General features: G+C 33.9%; 23 protein-coding genes. 9 read left to right on the plus strand and 14 right to left on the minus strand.

The features are described 5' to 3' along the window. Positions 1-69 precede the first annotated feature (69 nt). The 9 genes from NEH74_RS07670 to NEH74_RS07710 form a co-directional block, all read right to left on the minus strand. The gene (locus NEH74_RS07670; protein WP_055242944.1) at positions 70-1,044 is read right to left on the minus strand and encodes a ribose-phosphate diphosphokinase; all 975 of its coding nucleotides are present in this window, start codon (positions 1,042-1,044) and stop codon (positions 70-72) included. Between the two features lie 117 nt (positions 1,045-1,161). After that, on the minus strand, positions 1,162-2,529 hold the full coding sequence (glmU, locus tag NEH74_RS07675) for a bifunctional UDP-N-acetylglucosamine diphosphorylase/glucosamine-1-phosphate N-acetyltransferase GlmU (protein ID WP_262941248.1): 1,368 nt from the start codon (positions 2,527-2,529) through the stop codon (positions 1,162-1,164). 262 nt (positions 2,530-2,791) lie between these two features. Beyond that, positions 2,792-3,046: a septation regulator SpoVG gene (gene spoVG, locus NEH74_RS07680; protein ID WP_055242941.1), complete on the minus strand. Its 255-nt coding sequence runs from the start codon at positions 3,044-3,046 to the stop codon at positions 2,792-2,794. 215 nt (positions 3,047-3,261) lie between these two features. After that, positions 3,262-4,116, minus strand: coding sequence for a 4-(cytidine 5'-diphospho)-2-C-methyl-D-erythritol kinase (gene ispE / locus NEH74_RS07685; RefSeq protein WP_055305916.1), 855 nt, complete (start codon positions 4,114-4,116; stop codon positions 3,262-3,264). A 96-nt stretch (positions 4,117-4,212) separates the two neighbouring features. After that, positions 4,213-4,446, minus strand: a complete 234-nt coding sequence (locus tag NEH74_RS07690; RefSeq protein ID WP_055242938.1) for a Veg family protein — start codon at positions 4,444-4,446, stop codon at positions 4,213-4,215. Positions 4,447-4,557: 111 nt separating this feature from the next. Next, entirely contained in the window at positions 4,558-5,370 is an 813-nt protein-coding gene (gene yabG, locus NEH74_RS07695) for a sporulation peptidase YabG (protein ID WP_055242936.1), read from the minus strand. An 88-nt stretch (positions 5,371-5,458) separates the two neighbouring features. Further along, positions 5,459-6,331, minus strand: a complete 873-nt coding sequence (gene rsmA / locus NEH74_RS07700) for a 16S rRNA (adenine(1518)-N(6)/adenine(1519)-N(6))-dimethyltransferase RsmA (RefSeq protein WP_055242934.1) — start codon at positions 6,329-6,331, stop codon at positions 5,459-5,461. A 31-nt stretch (positions 6,332-6,362) separates the two neighbouring features. Next, positions 6,363-6,905: a ribonuclease M5 gene (rnmV, locus tag NEH74_RS07705; RefSeq protein ID WP_262941249.1), complete on the minus strand. Its 543-nt coding sequence runs from the start codon at positions 6,903-6,905 to the stop codon at positions 6,363-6,365. 30 nt (positions 6,906-6,935) lie between these two features. Beyond that, positions 6,936-8,234, minus strand: a complete 1,299-nt coding sequence (locus tag NEH74_RS07710; RefSeq protein ID WP_262941250.1) for an HD domain-containing protein — start codon at positions 8,232-8,234, stop codon at positions 6,936-6,938. Between the two features lie 211 nt (positions 8,235-8,445). Between NEH74_RS07710 and NEH74_RS07715 the strand changes: the two genes are divergently transcribed. Continuing rightward, positions 8,446-8,769, plus strand: a complete 324-nt coding sequence (locus NEH74_RS07715) for a hypothetical protein (protein ID WP_055242929.1) — start codon at positions 8,446-8,448, stop codon at positions 8,767-8,769. A gap of 99 nt (positions 8,770-8,868) precedes the next feature. On the opposite strand, the gene NEH74_RS07720 is transcribed toward NEH74_RS07715, so the two are convergent. Then, positions 8,869-9,120 (minus strand): DUF1450 domain-containing protein, encoded by a 252-nt coding sequence (locus NEH74_RS07720; protein ID WP_055242928.1) that lies wholly within the window; start codon positions 9,118-9,120, stop codon positions 8,869-8,871. 129 nt (positions 9,121-9,249) lie between these two features. After that, positions 9,250-10,215: a phosphate acetyltransferase gene (gene pta, locus NEH74_RS07725; protein ID WP_055242926.1), complete on the minus strand. Its 966-nt coding sequence runs from the start codon at positions 10,213-10,215 to the stop codon at positions 9,250-9,252. A 144-nt stretch (positions 10,216-10,359) separates the two neighbouring features. On the opposite strand from pta, the gene NEH74_RS07730 reads away from it, so the two are divergent. Together NEH74_RS07730 and gerQ are read left to right on the plus strand one after the other, a co-directional pair. Continuing rightward, positions 10,360-10,782: a cell wall hydrolase gene (locus tag NEH74_RS07730; RefSeq protein ID WP_055305920.1), complete on the plus strand. Its 423-nt coding sequence runs from the start codon at positions 10,360-10,362 to the stop codon at positions 10,780-10,782. Between the two features lie 24 nt (positions 10,783-10,806). Beyond that, complete coding sequence (gene gerQ / locus NEH74_RS07735; RefSeq protein WP_262941251.1) at positions 10,807-11,520, plus strand: spore coat protein GerQ; 714 nt, start codon at positions 10,807-10,809, stop codon at positions 11,518-11,520. A 34-nt stretch (positions 11,521-11,554) separates the two neighbouring features. Here the strand turns inward: gerQ and NEH74_RS07740 are convergent, their stop codons facing one another. From NEH74_RS07740 to NEH74_RS07750, 3 genes are read right to left on the minus strand one after another with little or no spacing between them, the layout of a single operon-like run. Beyond that, positions 11,555-12,220 (minus strand): uracil-DNA glycosylase, encoded by a 666-nt coding sequence (locus NEH74_RS07740; RefSeq protein ID WP_262941252.1) that lies wholly within the window; start codon positions 12,218-12,220, stop codon positions 11,555-11,557. Positions 12,221-12,279: 59 nt separating this feature from the next. Then, the gene (locus NEH74_RS07745) at positions 12,280-13,050 is read right to left on the minus strand and encodes an energy-coupling factor transporter transmembrane component T family protein (RefSeq protein WP_262941253.1); all 771 of its coding nucleotides are present in this window, start codon (positions 13,048-13,050) and stop codon (positions 12,280-12,282) included. 13 nt (positions 13,051-13,063) lie between these two features. Further along, entirely contained in the window at positions 13,064-13,612 is a 549-nt protein-coding gene (locus NEH74_RS07750; RefSeq protein ID WP_262941254.1) for a Gx transporter family protein, read from the minus strand. A 168-nt stretch (positions 13,613-13,780) separates the two neighbouring features. Between NEH74_RS07750 and NEH74_RS07755 the strand changes: the two genes are divergently transcribed. The 6 genes from NEH74_RS07755 to rbr (NEH74_RS07780) all read left to right on the plus strand — a co-directional run bounded on the left by NEH74_RS07755 (position 13,781) and on the right by rbr (NEH74_RS07780) (position 17,850). Next, a complete protein-coding gene (locus NEH74_RS07755) occupies positions 13,781-14,200 on the plus strand; it encodes an HIT family protein (RefSeq protein WP_055276674.1) in 420 nt (139 codons plus the stop codon). Positions 14,201-14,276: 76 nt separating this feature from the next. Further along, positions 14,277-14,711 (plus strand): hypothetical protein, encoded by a 435-nt coding sequence (locus tag NEH74_RS07760; RefSeq protein ID WP_055276672.1) that lies wholly within the window; start codon positions 14,277-14,279, stop codon positions 14,709-14,711. Next, the gene (locus NEH74_RS07765; RefSeq protein ID WP_238581309.1) at positions 14,692-15,651 is read left to right on the plus strand and encodes a polyprenyl synthetase family protein; all 960 of its coding nucleotides are present in this window, start codon (positions 14,692-14,694) and stop codon (positions 15,649-15,651) included. The genes NEH74_RS07760 and NEH74_RS07765 overlap by 20 nt, the downstream gene beginning before the upstream one ends. Positions 15,652-15,668: 17 nt before the next feature. Beyond that, positions 15,669-16,478: a Cof-type HAD-IIB family hydrolase gene (locus NEH74_RS07770; protein ID WP_055242909.1), complete on the plus strand. Its 810-nt coding sequence runs from the start codon at positions 15,669-15,671 to the stop codon at positions 16,476-16,478. 164 nt (positions 16,479-16,642) lie between these two features. Then, positions 16,643-17,182, plus strand: a complete 540-nt coding sequence (gene rbr / locus NEH74_RS07775; RefSeq protein WP_317453098.1) for a rubrerythrin — start codon at positions 16,643-16,645, stop codon at positions 17,180-17,182. 125 nt (positions 17,183-17,307) lie between these two features. After that, positions 17,308-17,850 carry a rubrerythrin gene (gene rbr, locus NEH74_RS07780; RefSeq protein ID WP_262941256.1) on the plus strand — a complete coding sequence of 181 codons (543 nt, stop codon included), beginning with the start codon at positions 17,308-17,310 and terminating at the stop codon, positions 17,848-17,850. Positions 17,851-18,021: the final 171 nt, after the last annotated feature.

The raw sequence follows: 18,021 nt of genomic DNA on the forward strand, positions 1-18,021 counted from the left end.
ATACCCATGCCGGGCGCACAAAAAAAGCGAAGCTAAATGTTAAGCTTCGCTTTTTTGATTTTAAAATAATTAGAAATTGTATAAATCACGATTGTAAACGAATAAATCCGAAACTGGTTCGTCATTTAAGATATGTAAAATACCTTCCGCTAATAATTCACCAACTGATAATTGTGTAATTTTAGGGCTTCGTTTTTCTTCTGGCAGATTAATTGTATTTGTTGTGACTAATTCTTTGATTGCTGAGTTTTCGATACGCTCAACCGCAGGTCCTGAAAGAATTGGATGCGTACATGCTGCATAAACAGATAATGCTCCACGCTCTTTTAATGCATTTGCTGCAATTTGAATTGTTCCTGCTGTATCAATCATATCGTCAATGATGATGGCATGTTTACCTTCTACTTCACCGATTAATCCCATAACCTCTGCAACGTTTGGTTTTGGACGACGTTTATCGATAATAGCAATAGGTGCATTTAAGTACTCAGCTAATACACGAGCACGAGTTGCTCCTCCATGATCTGGTGAAACAACAACGATATCTTCTAAGTTTTTATCAATGAAATATTTTGCAATAATTGGCATTGCACGAAAATCATCGATTGGAATATCGAAGAATCCTTGAATTTGTGTTGCGTGTAAATCCATCGTCATCACGCGTGTTGCTCCCGCTGCCTCAATTAAGTTAGCTACTAACTTAGCTGTAATTGGCTGACGAGCTTTTGCTTTACGATCTTGACGTGAATAACCATAATAAGGCATGATCACGTTAATTGTTTTCGCTGATGCACGTTTAAGTGCATCGATCATTACTAAAAGTTCCATTAAATTTTCATTAACTGGATTATGTGTTGGCTGAACAACGAATACATGGTGTCCACGAACAGTTTCGTTAATGTTAACTTGTACTTCTCCATCGGCAAATCGGTTAACTGTTAAATCAGATAATGGTACTCCGATACGATCTGCAATTTCTTGCGCTAATGGTCGATTAGCATTTAAACTAAAAATTTTAAACTTCTTACGATTAATTTCTGCCATGATGATTTAACCTCCTAGAATAAACACACTTCAGACAGTATTTTACACAATTTCTTATTTTTTTTCAATTATTTCAGTAAATGTTTAAGACATATTACCAATTTTTAAATTTTTTTACTATTTTTTACGAATAACTTTTGCATATCCTTCTTTATTTTCCTGTTTTGAACGAGCAATAGCTAAAGCATCTTCTGGTACATTTTTAGTAATTGTTGATCCCGCTGCTAAATAAGCATTCGGTTCCACTGTAACTGGCGCTACTAAGTTGACATTACATCCAACCATGGTATTTGCACCAATGACTGTTTTATGTTTGTTCTTTCCATCGTAATTAACAGTAATTGATCCACAACCCATATTGACATTTTCACCAAGTTCAGCATCTCCAATATAACTTAAGTGTGCTGATTTTGCTCCATCTTTAAACACAGATTTTTTAATTTCTACGAAATTTCCAATACGAGCTTTATTTCCGATTTCAGCATGCATGCGAATATGTGCGAATGGTCCTACTGTTGTCGAAGCTCCAATTATTGAATCAGAGATAACTGACGCGTTAATTGTCGTATGCTCTCCAATTGTTGAATTAATAATTTGAGAATTCGCTCCAATAACTACATTGTTCGCAATAATGGATGGACCTGTAATCATCGTTCCTGGATAGATAATAACATCTTGTCCAATTTGTACGTCTGTTCCGATATATGTCGCTTCAGGATCAATGATTGTCACTCCATTGCGCATATGGAATTCATTGATGCGTTTACGTAATACTTTTTCAGCATAAGCTAATTGGACACGATCATTAACCCCTAATGTTTCTTCAAAATCTTCATTCACATACGCGACTACTTTTAATCCCATATCACGAATGATTCCAACTAAGTCTGTTAAATAGTATTCCCCTTGTGAGTTATTATTTGTGATTTTTGTTAAAGCTTCAAATAATACTTTATTATCATAGCAGCAAACACCTGTATTAATTTCTTTTACAAGCAATTCTTCCGTATTTGCGTCTTTTTGTTCAACAATACGTAACACATTTCCTTCTTCATCACGAATGATACGTCCATATCCTGTCGGATTATCAGTGCACGCCGTTAAAATAGTAATAGCTGCTTTTTGTGATTGATGATAGTCAAATAAATTAGAGATTGTTTGTTCTGTTAAAAGTGGAACATCTCCATAGGTAACAATCGTTACTCCATCTAATCCTTCTAATAATTCTTTCGTCATCATGACCGCATGACCAGTTCCTAATTGTTCAGTTTGCATCGCATATTCAACACGATCTTGTAATTCAGCACGAACTGATTCAGCTTCATAACCAATAACAGTTACAATTTTATCTACCCCAATTTTTTCTAAATTTGTAACTGCATGATCAACCATCGATTTCCCTAATACTTGATGTAGTACCTTATGTAAACTCGACTTCATACGAGTTCCTTTTCCTGCCGCTAATACAACCGCATACTTGTTCATAACAATCCTCCGTTATTTTGTCTTATTTCTTTTAGTATAGCATACTTCAACCTTTCATCAAATTTAATTTTTATGAGATATCCTTGAGCAAGACTGACATTTCAATTTTTCTCTTCAAGATACAAATAAAAGAAGCTGACACCCTAAAGGATGGCAGCTTCTTACTTGATGCCTTTTCGTGAAGTTTATTATATTTATCATAAATCGATTATTTAATCGTGTTTAATCTAGATTAATTAAACTCCCCTAATTTTAAAAATGACTATTCTGCTTCTTCGTAAGCTTTAATGACAAATTGCTCTAACTCTTTACGTGTATCATGATTGATTGGATGTGCAATGTCTTTAAACTCCCCTGTTGATGTCTTACGACTTGGCATTGCTACAAATAAGTGTTCATCCCCTTGAATGACACGTAAGTCATGAATGACAAAACAATCATCTAAAGTAATAGATGCGATAGCTTTCATTCTGTTGTCTGTCTCTACTTTACGAATTCTTACATCTGTAATATTCATTCTTTCTCATCCTCCTAAGTTGTCCTGATCTCACATTTAATATACCATTTTTTGTAAGCACTTTTATGTCATTTTTGTGTTCTCTGTCATTTTTTACAATTATATACATTTTTTTGTTAGAATTCAAGACATTTATGTTGTTTACTCTAATTTACTACTTTTAGATAAATAAAAAAGCACCTTAATCAACTCTAGGATTAAGATACTTTTAATGGTCACCCAATTAATCGAACTGCATGAACTTCATGCTCTCTAAAACATCCATTAATACTGTTTATAATTCGTCGTAATTTATACTCTTTACGTACTAGCGCAAAAACTGTCGGTCCGCTACCGCTCATTAATACAGCATCTGCTCCAAACTGGACAAGTTTATTTTTAATCTCAGCAACCACTGGATAACGTTCTAATGTGACTTCTTCAAGTGAATTTCCTAAGCGATCACAAATTCCTTGATAGTCTTTATTGTCAATGCACTTTAACATTCCCTCAATATCTAAATGCTCAACTTGGTTAGCGTCTAACGCTTCATAAATTTCTTTGGTTGATACGCCAATTCGTGGCTTGATTAAAATGACCCAACATTTTGGGGGAGATGGAATTGGTTGAATGATTTCCCCACGACCTGTTGCTAGCGCTGTTCCTCCATAAACACAAAACGGTACATCTGACCCTAGCTGTGCCCCTAGTTCAGCCAATTCGTCTATTGTACAATCTACTTTCCAAAGCTCTTTTAATGCTTTTAGTGTTGCGGCAGCGTTACTACTTCCACCTGCTAATCCTGCTGCAACTGGAATTCGCTTTTTAATATAGATTTCAACACCTTTATCAATATTAAAATGTTGCTTAAAAAGTTGGGCGGCTTGATACGCCAAGTTTTTTTCATTAAGTGGCATTGTGAACTCATTTGATTTAATTACAATTTCATTCTTTTCAAGGGGAGTGACCGTAATATAGTCTGCTAAGTCGACAGTTGTCATAATCATTTCAACTTCATGATAATTATCTTTACGTTTATGGAGCGTATCGAGTGCTAAATTTATTTTTGCAGGAGCTTTAATTGTTATCATAGCCATTCCTCCAATCAGTATGACTTTATTTTATCATATGACTTTATTTAATTATACAAAAAAAGTAGTAAACAATGTTGACTACTTTTTTTAATATTAATTAAACTTTAATTCAACTGATCCAGTTAAAACATCAATATAGCTATAAGAAACACGATCAACTGAATCGCGTTCGCTATCTAAATCAATTACAAAAATAGAAGGATACGTATTAGATAAAACACCTGTATGCTCAACCACACGGTTACGACTTTCATAGGCAGTAAGCTTTACTTCCTTACCTACTTGTTCACTTAACTCTTGACGAATATTAACAATATTATTAGCCAAAACATCACGCCCTTTCTATTATAAAGCATACCACAAAAAGAAAAAATTTTCAATATTATTATGTGCTAAACACTTGAAATTATGCATTAACAATGATAAAATTAAATATTTTTACAATTTTCTGATACCATAACGAAGGGTTCCCTTCGTTTGAAGCCCTCCAATACCAGCAATTTTCGCAATAGTTTTCTCAATCGCTTCTCGTAAATCAACTTGTTCTTCATACGGAGTTAACGCGATTGTTGCAGCAATAATCGCCGGATCCAGTGCATGAATATTAATTCGTTTAGGAGATGACGCGAAATTTGCACCTGAACCAATCAATGCTTCAAAATGTGATTGGCAAGCGCCCGCAATGACAATTAAATAGTCCAAGGAAGGCTCTATCTCACGTAAAGCATTAACCGTTTCAACAAAATATTTAGAACTTCGATAAGAATTTAAATCGTCTTCGTGTTCTTTATCTTCTAACGCATCATGACCAGTAATCACCACGATATTCGGTCTTAATCTCTTGACCAATTCCGGGACTTTAGTCTTCATCTCTTTTTCTGGAACGGCAAAAGCTTGGGCATAAACTTTTGCATATTTATATAACTTTATACTCTTCTGGAGATACTCTTCATCTCCATCAATATGTAAGATTCGTCCACTAATATAAAAATCACCATTATCATAACTACGCATTTGATTCATAACAGGTGGTAAGATTGTCCGATATTGATCAAATTCGACTTGTTCAGCCCGTTGATATTCTTCACGTGAAATGATTTCTAAATCACTAATCGGAGCATCAGCGGTCAGTCTAAAAAAGATCCCTTTCAAATAAGCTGTATCACCTACTATTTCTTCAATTCGGAACATTGTATCAGAGTTATACGAACGTCGTCCAACAATATCTCCTACTTTGACTTCCTGACTCATCCTCATCACCTCACGTTATTATATGCAATCCCTAAAAAATCGGTACATAAAAAAGAGGGCCTTCTTATGATAGAAGACCTTCTTTTTATTACTTATTTAAATGTTGATAAAATGTATTTGATAATTTCGCAAATTCTTCGATTGATAATGATTCTCCACGACGATTTGGTAAGATACCAGCTTCTTCTAAAATAGCTGTGACCTCTTCCTTCGTTAAATCTGCGAAGTGTTGATTTAGGTTGTTTTGTAATGTTTTACGGCGTTGTTTAAAAGCTCCGTGAACCACTTCCATAAAGAAGTCTTCGTTAATCACTTCAACCGCTGGTTGCTCACGTCTTGTTAAACGAACAACTGCACTATCGACATTTGGTGCTGGAATAAATACTGTTTTTGGAACTGTTAAAGCGATTTTTGCTTCTGTATAGTATTGAACCGCAATTGACAATGCATTATAGTCTTTTGACCCTGGTTTCGCAGATAAGCGCTCCGCTACTTCTTTTTGCATCATCGTCACATAACGATCGATTGGTAATTTCTTCTCAATTAATCCCATTAAAATTGGCGTTGTAATATAATATGGTAAATTTGCAACAACTGCAATTTCTTTTACATCTTTGAATTCCTCTTCAATCATAGAAGCCACATCAGCTTTTAAAATATCTTGATGAATCACCTTTACATTATCATAAGGGGCTAATGTTTCAGCTAAGATTGGAATTAAGCGAGGATCAATCTCATAAGCGACAACTTTTTTCGCTTTACGAGCAATGAATTCTGTTAACGCCCCAATACCAGGACCGATTTCGATGACTCCAACTTCATCTGTTAAATCAGCCGCATTCACGATTTTATTTAAAATGTTAGTATCCGTTAAAAAGTTTTGTCCGAAACTCTTTTTAAAAGTAAATCCATGTCTTTCAATGATTTCTTTTGTGTTCGACTTTGTTGCAATATCTCTCATATATTAAATAGCTCCTTTATTTTAAACAATTCTAGTTTGAGTCAGTTAAGACATCTACAACTTGTTGTTTCGTAATCCCAAACATCATTAGACGTTTTTGAAGTTGTTTACCATTCACATAGCCAATCCCTAAGGCTTCACTCAGCTTCTGACGAATCTTTGCACTATTTGGATGACCGATGAGTCCAAAATCAAATAAGAACTGTGTTTCAATTTCCTCAATGACCGCTTCTTTTGGTGTCACTAAATTACCTAATGCCGCTTTAATCGCCTCATCACTCGCATGTTCAACACCAACCCCACTTCCATTTTTAGCAATGGCATCAACTTTTTGTAAATAAGCATGTTTACAATTTGGAACAGCCTGCATAACGGTCTGGCGAATTTTATTTCCCGGAAAATCAGGATCAGTAAAAACAATAATTCCACGACTCATTTGAAGTGTTGTAATTTGTTCTAATATTTTCTCATTAATGGCTGAGCCATTCGTTTCTAGCGTCTCAATTTCAGGATAGACTTCTTTTAGACGTCTGGTATCGTCGCGACCTTCTACGACAATAACTTCTTTAAACATATTTTTTTCCTCAATTTCTTTTATAAAATTTTATTGAACATTCTCATGTAATAATTCTAGAATTCTTTGTTTCGCTTCCCCATCTGGACTTAATTGAATTAAATCTAATGGGAAATAAACTTTATGTTCTTGTTTTGGTTTGACCGCAATAATTCCTTTAATGATGGTTGATACTTCAGAGATTTCTTGAATTGATCCATCACGCATCAATAATTCAATACAGTCTGGTAAACAATTCGTTTTATGTCCATAGTAATCGTATGGTGTTTTGACGCTATGATCAGTTAATAAATAATAGTCTGGATTAATACCTAATTCAATCATATATTCTTTCACTTGCTTTAGCTTTTCATTAGTTTCATCATTTGGTGTATAGTGCACCTCTTTTAATAATCGACGATTAATAAAACGATCGGCTAAATCACGTAAAATCTCATCTTCCTCATCGGTAAATAAAGAGGCATAATAACTAATTGTTGAATCATCAAATTTTAAATATGTTTCAACTGAAGGCTCTTCCTCTAAAAATAAATCTTTTAGTGCCTCCAGTGGACGTTTAAATTCATAGCCAGAAAAAATCAATTCACGAACACGACGAAGCATATTTTGAATAACTAAGTCAAAACTTCGACCGGTTGAGTGTAAATAGACCTGCCAGTACATCTGATAACGACTCATTAAATAATCTTCAATCGCATGCATTCCTGACACTTTGTACACAATTTTATTATTAACAACACGCATCGTTCTTAGAATTCGCTCAACATCAATTTCTCCATACGGAGCCCCCGTAAAATAAGCATCACGAAGTAAATAATCTAAGCGATCAGCATCTAATTGACTTGAGATAATACTAATAATTAATGGATTCGGATATGTTTTATTAATCACATCTCGAACTTTCGTAGCAAATCCTTTTTGATAGGCTTCTAATACTCGATTCACTTCCGTGTTTTCCATAATAATGCGTTCTGTAAATAGCTCATGGCGTACACTAAAAACAGATTCAAATGAATGTGAAAAAGGACCATGACCTAAATCATGAAGTAACGCAGCTGATAAAACTAGTAAACGTTCATCTTCACTTAATATCGTTCCACGATGCATTAATGCTCGAATAATTTTTCGTGCCATTTCATACACACCTAATGAATGTGAAAAACGGCTATGTTCTGCCGTATGGAAAACCATATACGTTCCACCCAACTGTTTAATACGGCGTAATCGTTGCACCTCTTTTGTTTGAATTAAATCCCAAATTAATTGATCATAAACATGAACATATCCATATACCGGATCTCTAAATACTTTTTCTTCTAACTTTGTCATTCGCATCACCATCTATATACCATCATTATTTTTAAAAATAATGCAAAAATCTTGATTTCTTACATTATAAGTATACCACATTCTTGACAGACTTGAACTAACACGACAAAACGTTTCCTAAATATTAAAAATAATCTATACCTTTTTGAAATAATATCATATAATTATGTTATAATACCAATATGATAACGTTTTTAAAGGGCGTGGTTCTATGTGTTTGAAAACAAGAGATTACTTCATTAATGATCAAGAGTCTTTCTTAAAGCATCATCAACTTTTTTCCATGATGATTTGTGAAATCTATGACCTTCTCACCCTTCATCAACCTGAACCTTTAAGCATTGAGCAAATTTTTCAACAATTAACCCCTTTTCTAAAAGCTCGCATTCGATTTGTGATAAAAAACGAACCACAGGCGCTAATCTTATTTAAAAATGAACTCGATATAGTTTCCTATATGGCTAATTTACTAGCTAATAAAACATTTAAAATCCATCACTTTGGAAATGAATACTATTATCTTGGTGAATCATAATTAATTGATCATATTTTTATCTTTTACTACTTTTATGCACTTAACACAAAAAAGGACAAGAAAGTCGATTATTTTGACTCCTTGTCCTTTTCTTATTCTTTATTTTCCTAAGAATTCTTTTACTTTTTGGATTAACTCATCTTCATTTTCCGCTAAAATTGGCTTATTATTAACGAAAACAAAAGAACGATCACGACCTGGTCCACAATATGACTGGCATCCTTGATAAATTTTCGCTTTTGGGTCAATCGCTTTTAAGCGTGGTAATAATGTATTTAAATTTGTTGCTTTACATTTATCACAAACGCGGAACTCATTTGGTTCTGCAAATAAATCATCTAAATTAAACATCGATTACACCTTCCCTTTTCTAAAATTTTTGAAGTGTATCTCTATAAAAGTTTATAAAAAAATGAGCTTTCTGTCAATGAAAACACAAAGCTCATCTCTCTCTCATTTATTTAAAAAATAACTTTATTTCTATAATAATGTTTGGTTAGCCGTGATGATTGCTGTTCCGTAAACATCTTCTGGAGAACATCCACGTGATAAATCATTAACTGGTTTATTTAATCCAGCTAAGATCGGTCCTACTGCTTCAAATCCACCTAAACGTTGAGCAATTTTATATCCGATGTTTCCTGAGTTTAAATCAGGGAATACGAATACATTGGCTTGTCCTGCTACTTTAGAATCTTTAACTTTTGTTTTTGCTACTGCTGGAACAAAGGCAGCATCAAATTGTAACTCTCCATCATAATCGAAATCTAATTCCATTCCGTTTAAGATTTCCATTGCTTCTGTTACTTTTTTAGTTTCTTCAGTTTTAGCTGAACCTTTTGTTGAGAAGCTTAATAAGGCAACTTTTGGTTCAATATCAAACATACGTGCAACACGTGCTGATTCAATGGCGAATTCTGCTAAATCACTGCTTGATGGGTTTGGATTGATCGCGCAGTCAGCAAAGATATAACGCTCATCTCCACGTAACATAGCAAAGTATCCAAATGTTTTAGAGATTCCTGGCTTTGTTTTAATAATTTGTAAGGCTGGACGTACCGTGTCTCCAGTTGAGTGAATAGCACCTGAAACTAAACCTGCGGCTAATCCCATGTGTACTAACATCGTTCCGAAGTAGTTCACGTTTAAGACTAATTCACGTGCTTGCTCTTCAGTTACTTTTCCTTTACGAACAGCAACTAATTCAGTAACCATTTCATCTAATTTGTCATAATGTTTTGGATCAATAATTTCGCATCCTTCTAGTGAATAGGTTCCAGCAGCAGCTTGTACTTCCTCAATTGATCCAATTAAAATTGGTTTTAACATGTTTTCGCGTGCTAACAAACTAGCGGCTTGAACAACGCGTGGTTCGTTACCTTCTGGGAAAACGATGCGAATATTTTTTCCAATGATTTGGTTTTTTAAACTTGTCATGATATCCATTGAATTTACCACCTTTAATGTTTTTGTTACTTTTATTGTACTCTTTTTTCCATAAAAATAAAAGGTTAATACCTTTTATTTTTTTAAATAATTTATTCATGTTTCGTCAATGTCGACCATATGATGAAACGAGAGGTGATTATCATGGGAGTTGTTCAAGCAACCCAAAAAGATATTGAGTTACTTGCCCGACTCATGCGTGCTGAAGCCGAAAGCGATGGAAATATGGGAATGTTACTTGTCGGTAATGTTGGTGTCAATCGTGTCTTAGCTAATTGTCACGATTTTAAAAACATTAATACCATTCAGCAAATGGTCTTTCAATCTCCTGGGGGATTTGAAGCCGTACAATTCGATTACTTCTATCAACGCGCGAGGGACAATGAAATTAACCTAGCACGAAGAGTCATTAATGGAGAGCAATTTGAACCAGCGACAACGGCATTATGGTTCTACGATCCTTTCCAACCAACCTGTCCGCCTCAGTTTTGGGGACAATGGAATTCAGGTCGATATGGAGATCATTGCTTCTATATCCCACTTGAATCCGAACACTGTTATGATTAATTGTAATTTGAAAGGAGAGACATTATGAATTATTATTACTCGTATCCTTATGGAGGACCTGTTCCAAATCCAAGCGATCCATACTGGAGATATCAACAAGCAAATCCAATGGGAGGAAGTTACTCTAATGTAAACCCAAATACAGTGGAACCACCATTTCCAGCAGGGGCCCCAATTACACCACAAACGCCAACTGAACCTGGACAAGGAATGACTGGACCATCAGTAAGTGGTGTAACATTTGGAGGATTTGAAGTTCCAGTAGGAAATGTGATCTCAATGGCACAAGGTAGCAGTTACGTAAGTAATATTCTAAGACTTAATCGTGGGAAGTTAGCTACCGTTTATATGACATTCAGTGGTAATGATGCAACAACTGCTCGACGTACTTTTGTTGGAATTATTGAGTCAGCAGGAAAGGATCACATCGTTTTAAGTGATCCAAATACGGGACATCGATTTATTTTATTAACTGTTTATTTAGATTACGTTGAATTCCCAGAGGAAATCAACTATTACTATCCACTAGATAATACACTGAACATGGTAGATCCTGATTTATTTGAGAAATTCCCTTCTTTAGGGGCACTTTATAACTATCAAAAACAACAAGATGAGTTATTTAAACAAAAATATCCATACTATAACCAACTTCCTGAAAACTTCACCCAAAAACAAATTCAACAATCAAATAACTACATGGCTCAACCATCTTACGGTAATTCAGAGCAATTTTAAGAAAAAAGCATCTCTTCGAAAGAAGAGATGCTTTTTAATTTAATGACCAATCAATCGGCTCTAAACCTTTTGAAATTAAAAACTCATTAGTCTTTGAAAATGGTGAACTTCCAAAAAATCCACGACGAGCAGATAATGGCGAAGGATGAGCTGATTCAATCACAAAATGCTTATTTTGATCAATTAACTTTTTCTTACTTTGGGCGTGTTTCCCCCATAAAATAAAGACAATCGGTGTTGATTTTTCATTTAAATAGCGTAGAACCGCATCCGTAAAGGTCTCCCATCCTATTCCAACATGTGACATCGGTTGACCTTCTTTGACTGTTAACGTCGTATTCAGTAGTAAAACGCCTTGTTTACCCCACTTACTTAAATCTCCGCTACTTGGATACTCACATTTGATATCCTCCACCAACTCATTAAAAATATTACGCAAAGAAGGTGGCAGTTTCGTTCCTGCCTCAACTGAAAAACTTAAACCATTCGCTTGATTTGGACCATGATAAGGATCTTGTCCTAAAATCACAACCTTGACTTGTGAATAAGGGGTTAACTGGAAAGCATGAAACACTTCATTTTTTGGAGGATAAACGACTTCCGTCTCGTATTGCTGATGCAATTGATTAAAAAGCTCCTTCATATACGGCTGTTCAAATTCTTGTTTTAAAATTAAATCCCAATCATTATGAATAAACATCTTATAATCATCCTTTCATTTATTTTAAAAGAAAAGAACCTGTTAACAGGTTCTGCGACTTACAGCAAAATAATACCGACTAACGTAATAATTCCACTTGCTAAAATAACCGTATCTTTCATTTTCCATGTTAAACGATAAATGGAAGTACGACGTTGACCCACAATATATCCTCGACATTCCATCGCATCCATCATCATGGTTAATCGTTTAATTGTATTTGAAATCGCCGGAATAATAATAGCCATTAGTTTTGATAATTTTTCTTGTAATGAGATCTCACTAAAATCTAATCCTCGAGATTGTTGAGCACTATAAATGAGCTTCACCTCATCTAAAATCATCGGAATTAAACGAATCGCTAAACTTGTCATAAAAGCAAACTGCTCCATAGACTGGCCTTTAATTAAGGCTTTTGCTCCTGCGACGAGTTCACTTGGAGCGGTTGTAAAAGTTAGTAGCGCACCCATGAATACGAATAACATCATTTTTGCGGTGTAGAATATTCCTAACATCAATCCGTCTAATGTGACCTGAAGAAATCCAATTTGAAATAATGTCTTTGTGCCTTCTGTTAAGGTGAAGAACACGATAAAAAATAAATACATATATTTAAGAAACATTGCTTGCTTCAAATAAAAAGAAAATGGAATTTTACTTAAATATAAGAACATGAATATTAAACAAGCGGCAAGTAAAAGTTGTATCCATCTTGAAATACAAATCATCATGATGATATTAAGAACCATCATTAATAATTTAGCACGTGAATCAAGTGAATGATAAAATGATGGAACACTAATATATCTTCCAAGCCATAACTTTTTCATACAATTCTCCTCATTAGTTATTTAATCTATAGTGATTTCGAAATAATTGAAATTCATTTAAACGAGACATAACTAATTTTGCAACTAATCCAATAACAACTCCCGTTAAAAGTCCTATTGGAAGTAAAAACATCATGTAATATGCAATGGCCTTAGTTTTAATTAAAATCATAGCTACTATAATTTGACCAATATTATGCATGACCCCACCAATCATACTAATCCCAATTAAACTAATCTTCTCTTTTAATACTTTAAAGGCTGATACCATGCAAATATAACTCAATAAAGCACCTACAAAACCATAAGCAAACATAGAAAATGTTCCAAGCAATAACGTTGTTAAAAATGTTTTTAACATAATAACAAAAAACATATCTTTAACATCTAAATAATACAACCCAATCACAATCATAATATTAGCTAATCCTAGTTTCATTCCTGGAATCGGTAATTTAATAGGGATCATCGATTCAATAATTCCTAATACAATGGCTAATGCCCCAATCAAAATAACTAACATCATTTTTTCTAAGTTTTCACGATTTTTTTTTTGATTCAACGTCTAAAACCTCCCACCTAACATTAAAATCTATTATATCATGAGGAGCAAATCAAAAAACACCTTTTCTCGACAGAATGTTAGCACTTTAAAACTCTGTTAATATTTGATAAAATTATGTCATTCAAGAGTTAAGAACGATTTCAATAACTGATAGGAGGAACTCTAATGAAACAATGTATCTTCTGTAAAATTATTAATAAAGAAATTCCAGGACATATTTTATTTGAAAATGAGCATGTCTTAGCCTTCTTAGATATCTCTCAAACAACAAAAGGTCATACATTAGTTATCCCTAAAAACCATGTGGAAGATGTTTTTTCAATGACTGAAGAAGATATGGCACATGTTTTCTCAGTTGTTCCAAAGATTGCAAATGCATTAAAAACAACCTTTAATGCGGATGGAATGAACATTGTCAACAACAATAAACCTGTAGCGGGACAAACGGTCTTCCATTATCACGTTCACTTAATTCCTCGCTATACGTTTGAAGATTCATTTGATGTCAAATATACAAATAACATGTCTAATTATACACCAGAGACATTAGCGGCATTAAAAGAAGAAATCTTAACAAACTTATAAGAATTCTAACATTTGTATATTTATTCTAATCCTTGGAATACTAATGATATTCTCATTAGAAACGGGGGATTAGGTGATGATTAAACAAGTCATAAGTGAAATCAAACAACAACTTCAATGTGCAAATATCATCGATTGTCAAATTAACGAATATCAATTACAAAAACTTTATGATGGAATGATTGATCAATCCATGCATCCTGAAGATTACTTCCCTTATTTTGTCTCATATGGGCTTTTACTACTCCATTTAGATACCCATAATCAATTATTAGATTCATCAAATGAAGAACAATGTAGAAATATTATTTTATACGGTGATTTATTTTATAGTCTTTATTATGAATACTCGATTAAACATACCTTTTCACTGATTAAACATAATATGGCTCGGGTTCTCGAATCAATTGAAATTCAATCTATTCATCATCAAAATTCATCCGTTTATTTATTAAACACATGGATTAAAATCATGAAACAGGAGGGGTTGAATGATGGGTTACTTATCTAAGTTTGGATATGATGAGGTCTATTTTAATAAAATTCTCCTTCAAAATATCGAGAATGATGCCTTATTAAAACAGGATGACGCATTAAAAAAGGCGCTTTGCGAATTAGTTAGTCAGGGTGGAAAAAGAATTCGCCCTCTCTTTTTATTAATGGCAACTGATTTAGGAAGTTATCCTAAGAAAGAAGACTGCTATTTAGCAGCCGTTGCGATTGAGTTACTTCATCTTTCTTCACTGATTCATGATGATATTATTGATCATTCTCCAATGAGACATAATGTACTTACCCTTCATGAACGCTATGGAGCTAAAATAGCACTTAAACTAGGAAATTATACGTTAAATAAAAGTCTTGAACTTTTTTCTCACTTTGATGATCCAAGGCTTCATTTACAATTAGCACATACCATGAAGCAACTATGTTTAGGAGAGCTCAAACAAAAAGAGGACCTTTTTAACTTTAATCTTCAACTCGAAGATTATATTGAAAAAAGTCATCAAAAGACAGGGACTTTAATTTCTGTGAGTCTTGTCATTGGGGGACTAATTGCTCATTTATCAAATGATGAACTTGATGAACTATCAACACTTGGTCATTCAATTGGAATTGCTTATCAATTAAAAGATGATATTTCAGATTTTACAAGCCTCTCTTCAAGTCTTGGGAAACCCGTTGGTAATGATTTAAGACAAGGCATTATTACACTTCCAACGATTTTTGCTCTCGAGGATGATTTAATCAAAGAAGAGTTGATGTCATTACACTTGAACAAAGAATCATCTACCTTTGATTCACTTTGCAAACGAATTAATTCCGGACATTATATTCAACAATCAGAGGACGTTTGCCAATCTTATATTAATAACACATTGGCAATTATGAATAAACTTCCGAATTTGAAACCTAAGATGTCGCATTTAATTGAACTACTATTTAATTAACCGAAAGGGAGAGTTATATGAGTTATAAAATGATCGTTTTAGATTTAGATGGAACATTAATGTCATCTAAAAATGAAATCTTACCCAAAACAAAAGAGGCGTTATTTAAAGCCCAAGAACAAGGTGTTATGATTGTATTAGCATCTGGTCGTCCAACTTATGGAATGGTGAAGGCTGCTAAAGAATTACGATTAGATGAATATCCAGGTTATATCTTATCTTATAATGGTGGACGCATCATTTCAGTTCAAACAAATGAAATGATTTATGATGATTCCTTAACACCTGAGATTTGTCATGAATTATATGATTTATCTCGTGAAATGAACGTTAATATCATGGCTTACGAAGACGAGGCTATTATAACAGCAGATGATGATCAATATATCCAAAAAGAAGCCCATATCAACGGAATGCCAATTAATCGCGTTGAAAACTTTAAAGACTCAGTCACTTTCAATTCAGTCAAATGTTTATGCACAGCAGAACCTGAGTATTTAGCTCAAGTTGAAATTAAAATGAAAGAACGTTTAGGAGATCGTTTAAGTATTACTCGTTCTCTTCCATTCTTCTTAGAGTTCATGCCTCAAAATATCAATAAAGCTTATTCATTACAAAAATTATTAGAGCATGTTGGATTAGATAAATCTCAATTAATCGCTTGTGGTGATGGATACAACGATTTACCAATGATTGAATTTGCAGGTCTTGGAGTCGCAATGGGAAATGCAGTTGATGAAGTTAAAGCCGCTGCTAACTATGTTACTGCTACAAATGATGAAGATGGAATTGCTCAAGTAATCGAAAAATTTATTCTTAATAACTAAAAAAGATAATCTTCGGATTATCTTTTTTAGTTATTTTCTTCCTACTTAATTATCAAAAAATGAATCTCTTTTTTATGACAAAACCTCTTCTTTTTCTCACCTTGAGAAATAATTGAAAGATGCTAAAATAACCCTGTAATTATTGTTTAGGGGGGAATTTCATGATCAACTTAAAAGGATCAAAAACGGAAGAGAATTTATTAACTGCTTTCGCAGGAGAATCAATGGCGCGTAATAAATATACGTTCTATGCCTCTCAAGCTAAAAAAGAAGGATACGAGCAAATCGCTAATATCTTCTTAGAAACAGCTAACAATGAAAAAGAACACGCAAAATTGTGGTACAAATTACTTCATGATGGACAAGTCGCTGATACAATCACAAATTTAAAAGATGCTGCCGCTGGTGAACACGATGAGTGGACAGATATGTATGCTCGTTTTGCTCAAGTTGCTCGAGAAGAAGGTTTCAATCGTATCGCTGTGTTATTCGATATGGTTGGAAAAATCGAAAAACACCATGAAGAACGTTATTTACAATTAGTGCAAAATATTGAAGAAGGTCAAGTATTTGAACGCGAAGAAGAAGTTGCTTGGATTTGCTTAAATTGTGGACATATCCATTATGGAAAAAAAGCTCCTAAAGCATGTCCGGTATGCGCTCACCCAAAAGCTTATTTTGAGTTAAACTCAGAGAACTATTAATGAATCGTCTTAAGCTATCTCCACTATGGAGATAGCTTTTTATATGGTTTCTATGATTCGAACTTAAAACGGTCATAAACCAATGCTATAATTTACTCCTATATGAAATATATGGAGGGAATCTTATGAGTAACTTAAAAGGTACTAAAACAGAACAAAACTTAATGCATGCATTCGCTGGTGAGTCAATGGCTCGTAACAAATATACTTATTATGCAGCTAAAGCTAAGGAAGAAGGATATGAACAAATCGCAAACATCTTCTTAGAAACAGCTCGTAATGAAATGGAACATGCAAAATTATGGTTCGAATTATTACATGAAGGTGAAATTGCAGATACAATGACAAACTTAAAAGATGCTGCTGCTGGTGAAAATGATGAGTGGACAGATATGTATGCAACATTCGCTCAAACTGCTCGCGAAGAAGGATTCAACCGTGTAGCTGCTTTATTCGATATGGTGGGAAAAATTGAAAAACACCATGAAGAGCGTTATTTACAATTATTAAAAAATATTGAAGAAGGTCAAGTATTCGAACGTGAAGAAGAAGTTGCTTGGGTATGTAAAGAATGTGGACACATTCATTTCGGGAAAAAGGCGCCGAAAGTATGTCCAGTTTGCTCATACGATCAAGCACACTTCGAAATCCGTTCAGAAAACTACTAATCTCTTAAAGAGCCGAAAGGCTCTTTTTATTATGGGAAAATCGAGTAGGAGATAATTAATTAATTTAATCATCGTCCTCTCACACCACCGTACGTACGGTTCCGTATACGGCGGTTCTATTTTATCTCTAAATATTAACGGTTTTTTATTTGTTTATTTTTTTTTATTGTC

The organism is Turicibacter sp. GALT-G1, assembly GCF_025594995.1.
Lineage (GTDB): Bacteria > Bacillota_I > Bacilli_A > MOL361 > Turicibacteraceae > Turicibacter > Turicibacter bilis.

Coding starts and splice junctions, on each gene's coding strand:
- NEH74_RS07670 (WP_055242944.1), bottom strand. CDS start 1,044: ATGGCAGAAATTAATCGTAAGAAGTTTAAAATTTTTAGTTTAAATGCT.
- glmU (WP_262941248.1), bottom strand. CDS start 2,529: ATGAACAAGTATGCGGTTGTATTAGCGGCAGGAAAAGGAACTCGTATG.
- spoVG (WP_055242941.1), bottom strand. CDS start 3,046: ATGAATATTACAGATGTAAGAATTCGTAAAGTAGAGACAGACAACAGA.
- ispE (WP_055305916.1), bottom strand. CDS start 4,116: ATGATAACAATTAAAGCTCCTGCAAAAATAAATTTAGCACTCGATACG.
- yabG (WP_055242936.1), bottom strand. CDS start 5,370: ATGAGTCAGGAAGTCAAAGTAGGAGATATTGTTGGACGACGTTCGTAT.
- rsmA (WP_055242934.1), bottom strand. CDS start 6,331: ATGAGAGATATTGCAACAAAGTCGAACACAAAAGAAATCATTGAAAGA.
- rnmV (WP_262941249.1), bottom strand. CDS start 6,905: ATGTTTAAAGAAGTTATTGTCGTAGAAGGTCGCGACGATACCAGACGT.
- NEH74_RS07710 (WP_262941250.1), bottom strand. CDS start 8,234: ATGACAAAGTTAGAAGAAAAAGTATTTAGAGATCCGGTATATGGATAT.
- NEH74_RS07715 (WP_055242929.1), top strand. CDS start 8,446: ATGTGTTTGAAAACAAGAGATTACTTCATTAATGATCAAGAGTCTTTC.
- NEH74_RS07720 (WP_055242928.1), bottom strand. CDS start 9,120: ATGTTTAATTTAGATGATTTATTTGCAGAACCAAATGAGTTCCGCGTT.
- pta (WP_055242926.1), bottom strand. CDS start 10,215: ATGGATATCATGACAAGTTTAAAAAACCAAATCATTGGAAAAAATATT.
- NEH74_RS07730 (WP_055305920.1), top strand. CDS start 10,360: ATGGGAGTTGTTCAAGCAACCCAAAAAGATATTGAGTTACTTGCCCGA.
- gerQ (WP_262941251.1), top strand. CDS start 10,807: ATGAATTATTATTACTCGTATCCTTATGGAGGACCTGTTCCAAATCCA.
- NEH74_RS07740 (WP_262941252.1), bottom strand. CDS start 12,220: ATGTTTATTCATAATGATTGGGATTTAATTTTAAAACAAGAATTTGAA.
- NEH74_RS07745 (WP_262941253.1), bottom strand. CDS start 13,050: ATGAAAAAGTTATGGCTTGGAAGATATATTAGTGTTCCATCATTTTAT.
- NEH74_RS07755 (WP_055276674.1), top strand. CDS start 13,781: ATGAAACAATGTATCTTCTGTAAAATTATTAATAAAGAAATTCCAGGA.
- NEH74_RS07760 (WP_055276672.1), top strand. CDS start 14,277: ATGATTAAACAAGTCATAAGTGAAATCAAACAACAACTTCAATGTGCA.
- NEH74_RS07765 (WP_238581309.1), top strand. CDS start 14,692: ATGATGGGTTACTTATCTAAGTTTGGATATGATGAGGTCTATTTTAAT.
- NEH74_RS07770 (WP_055242909.1), top strand. CDS start 15,669: ATGAGTTATAAAATGATCGTTTTAGATTTAGATGGAACATTAATGTCA.
- rbr (WP_262941256.1), top strand. CDS start 17,308: ATGAGTAACTTAAAAGGTACTAAAACAGAACAAAACTTAATGCATGCA.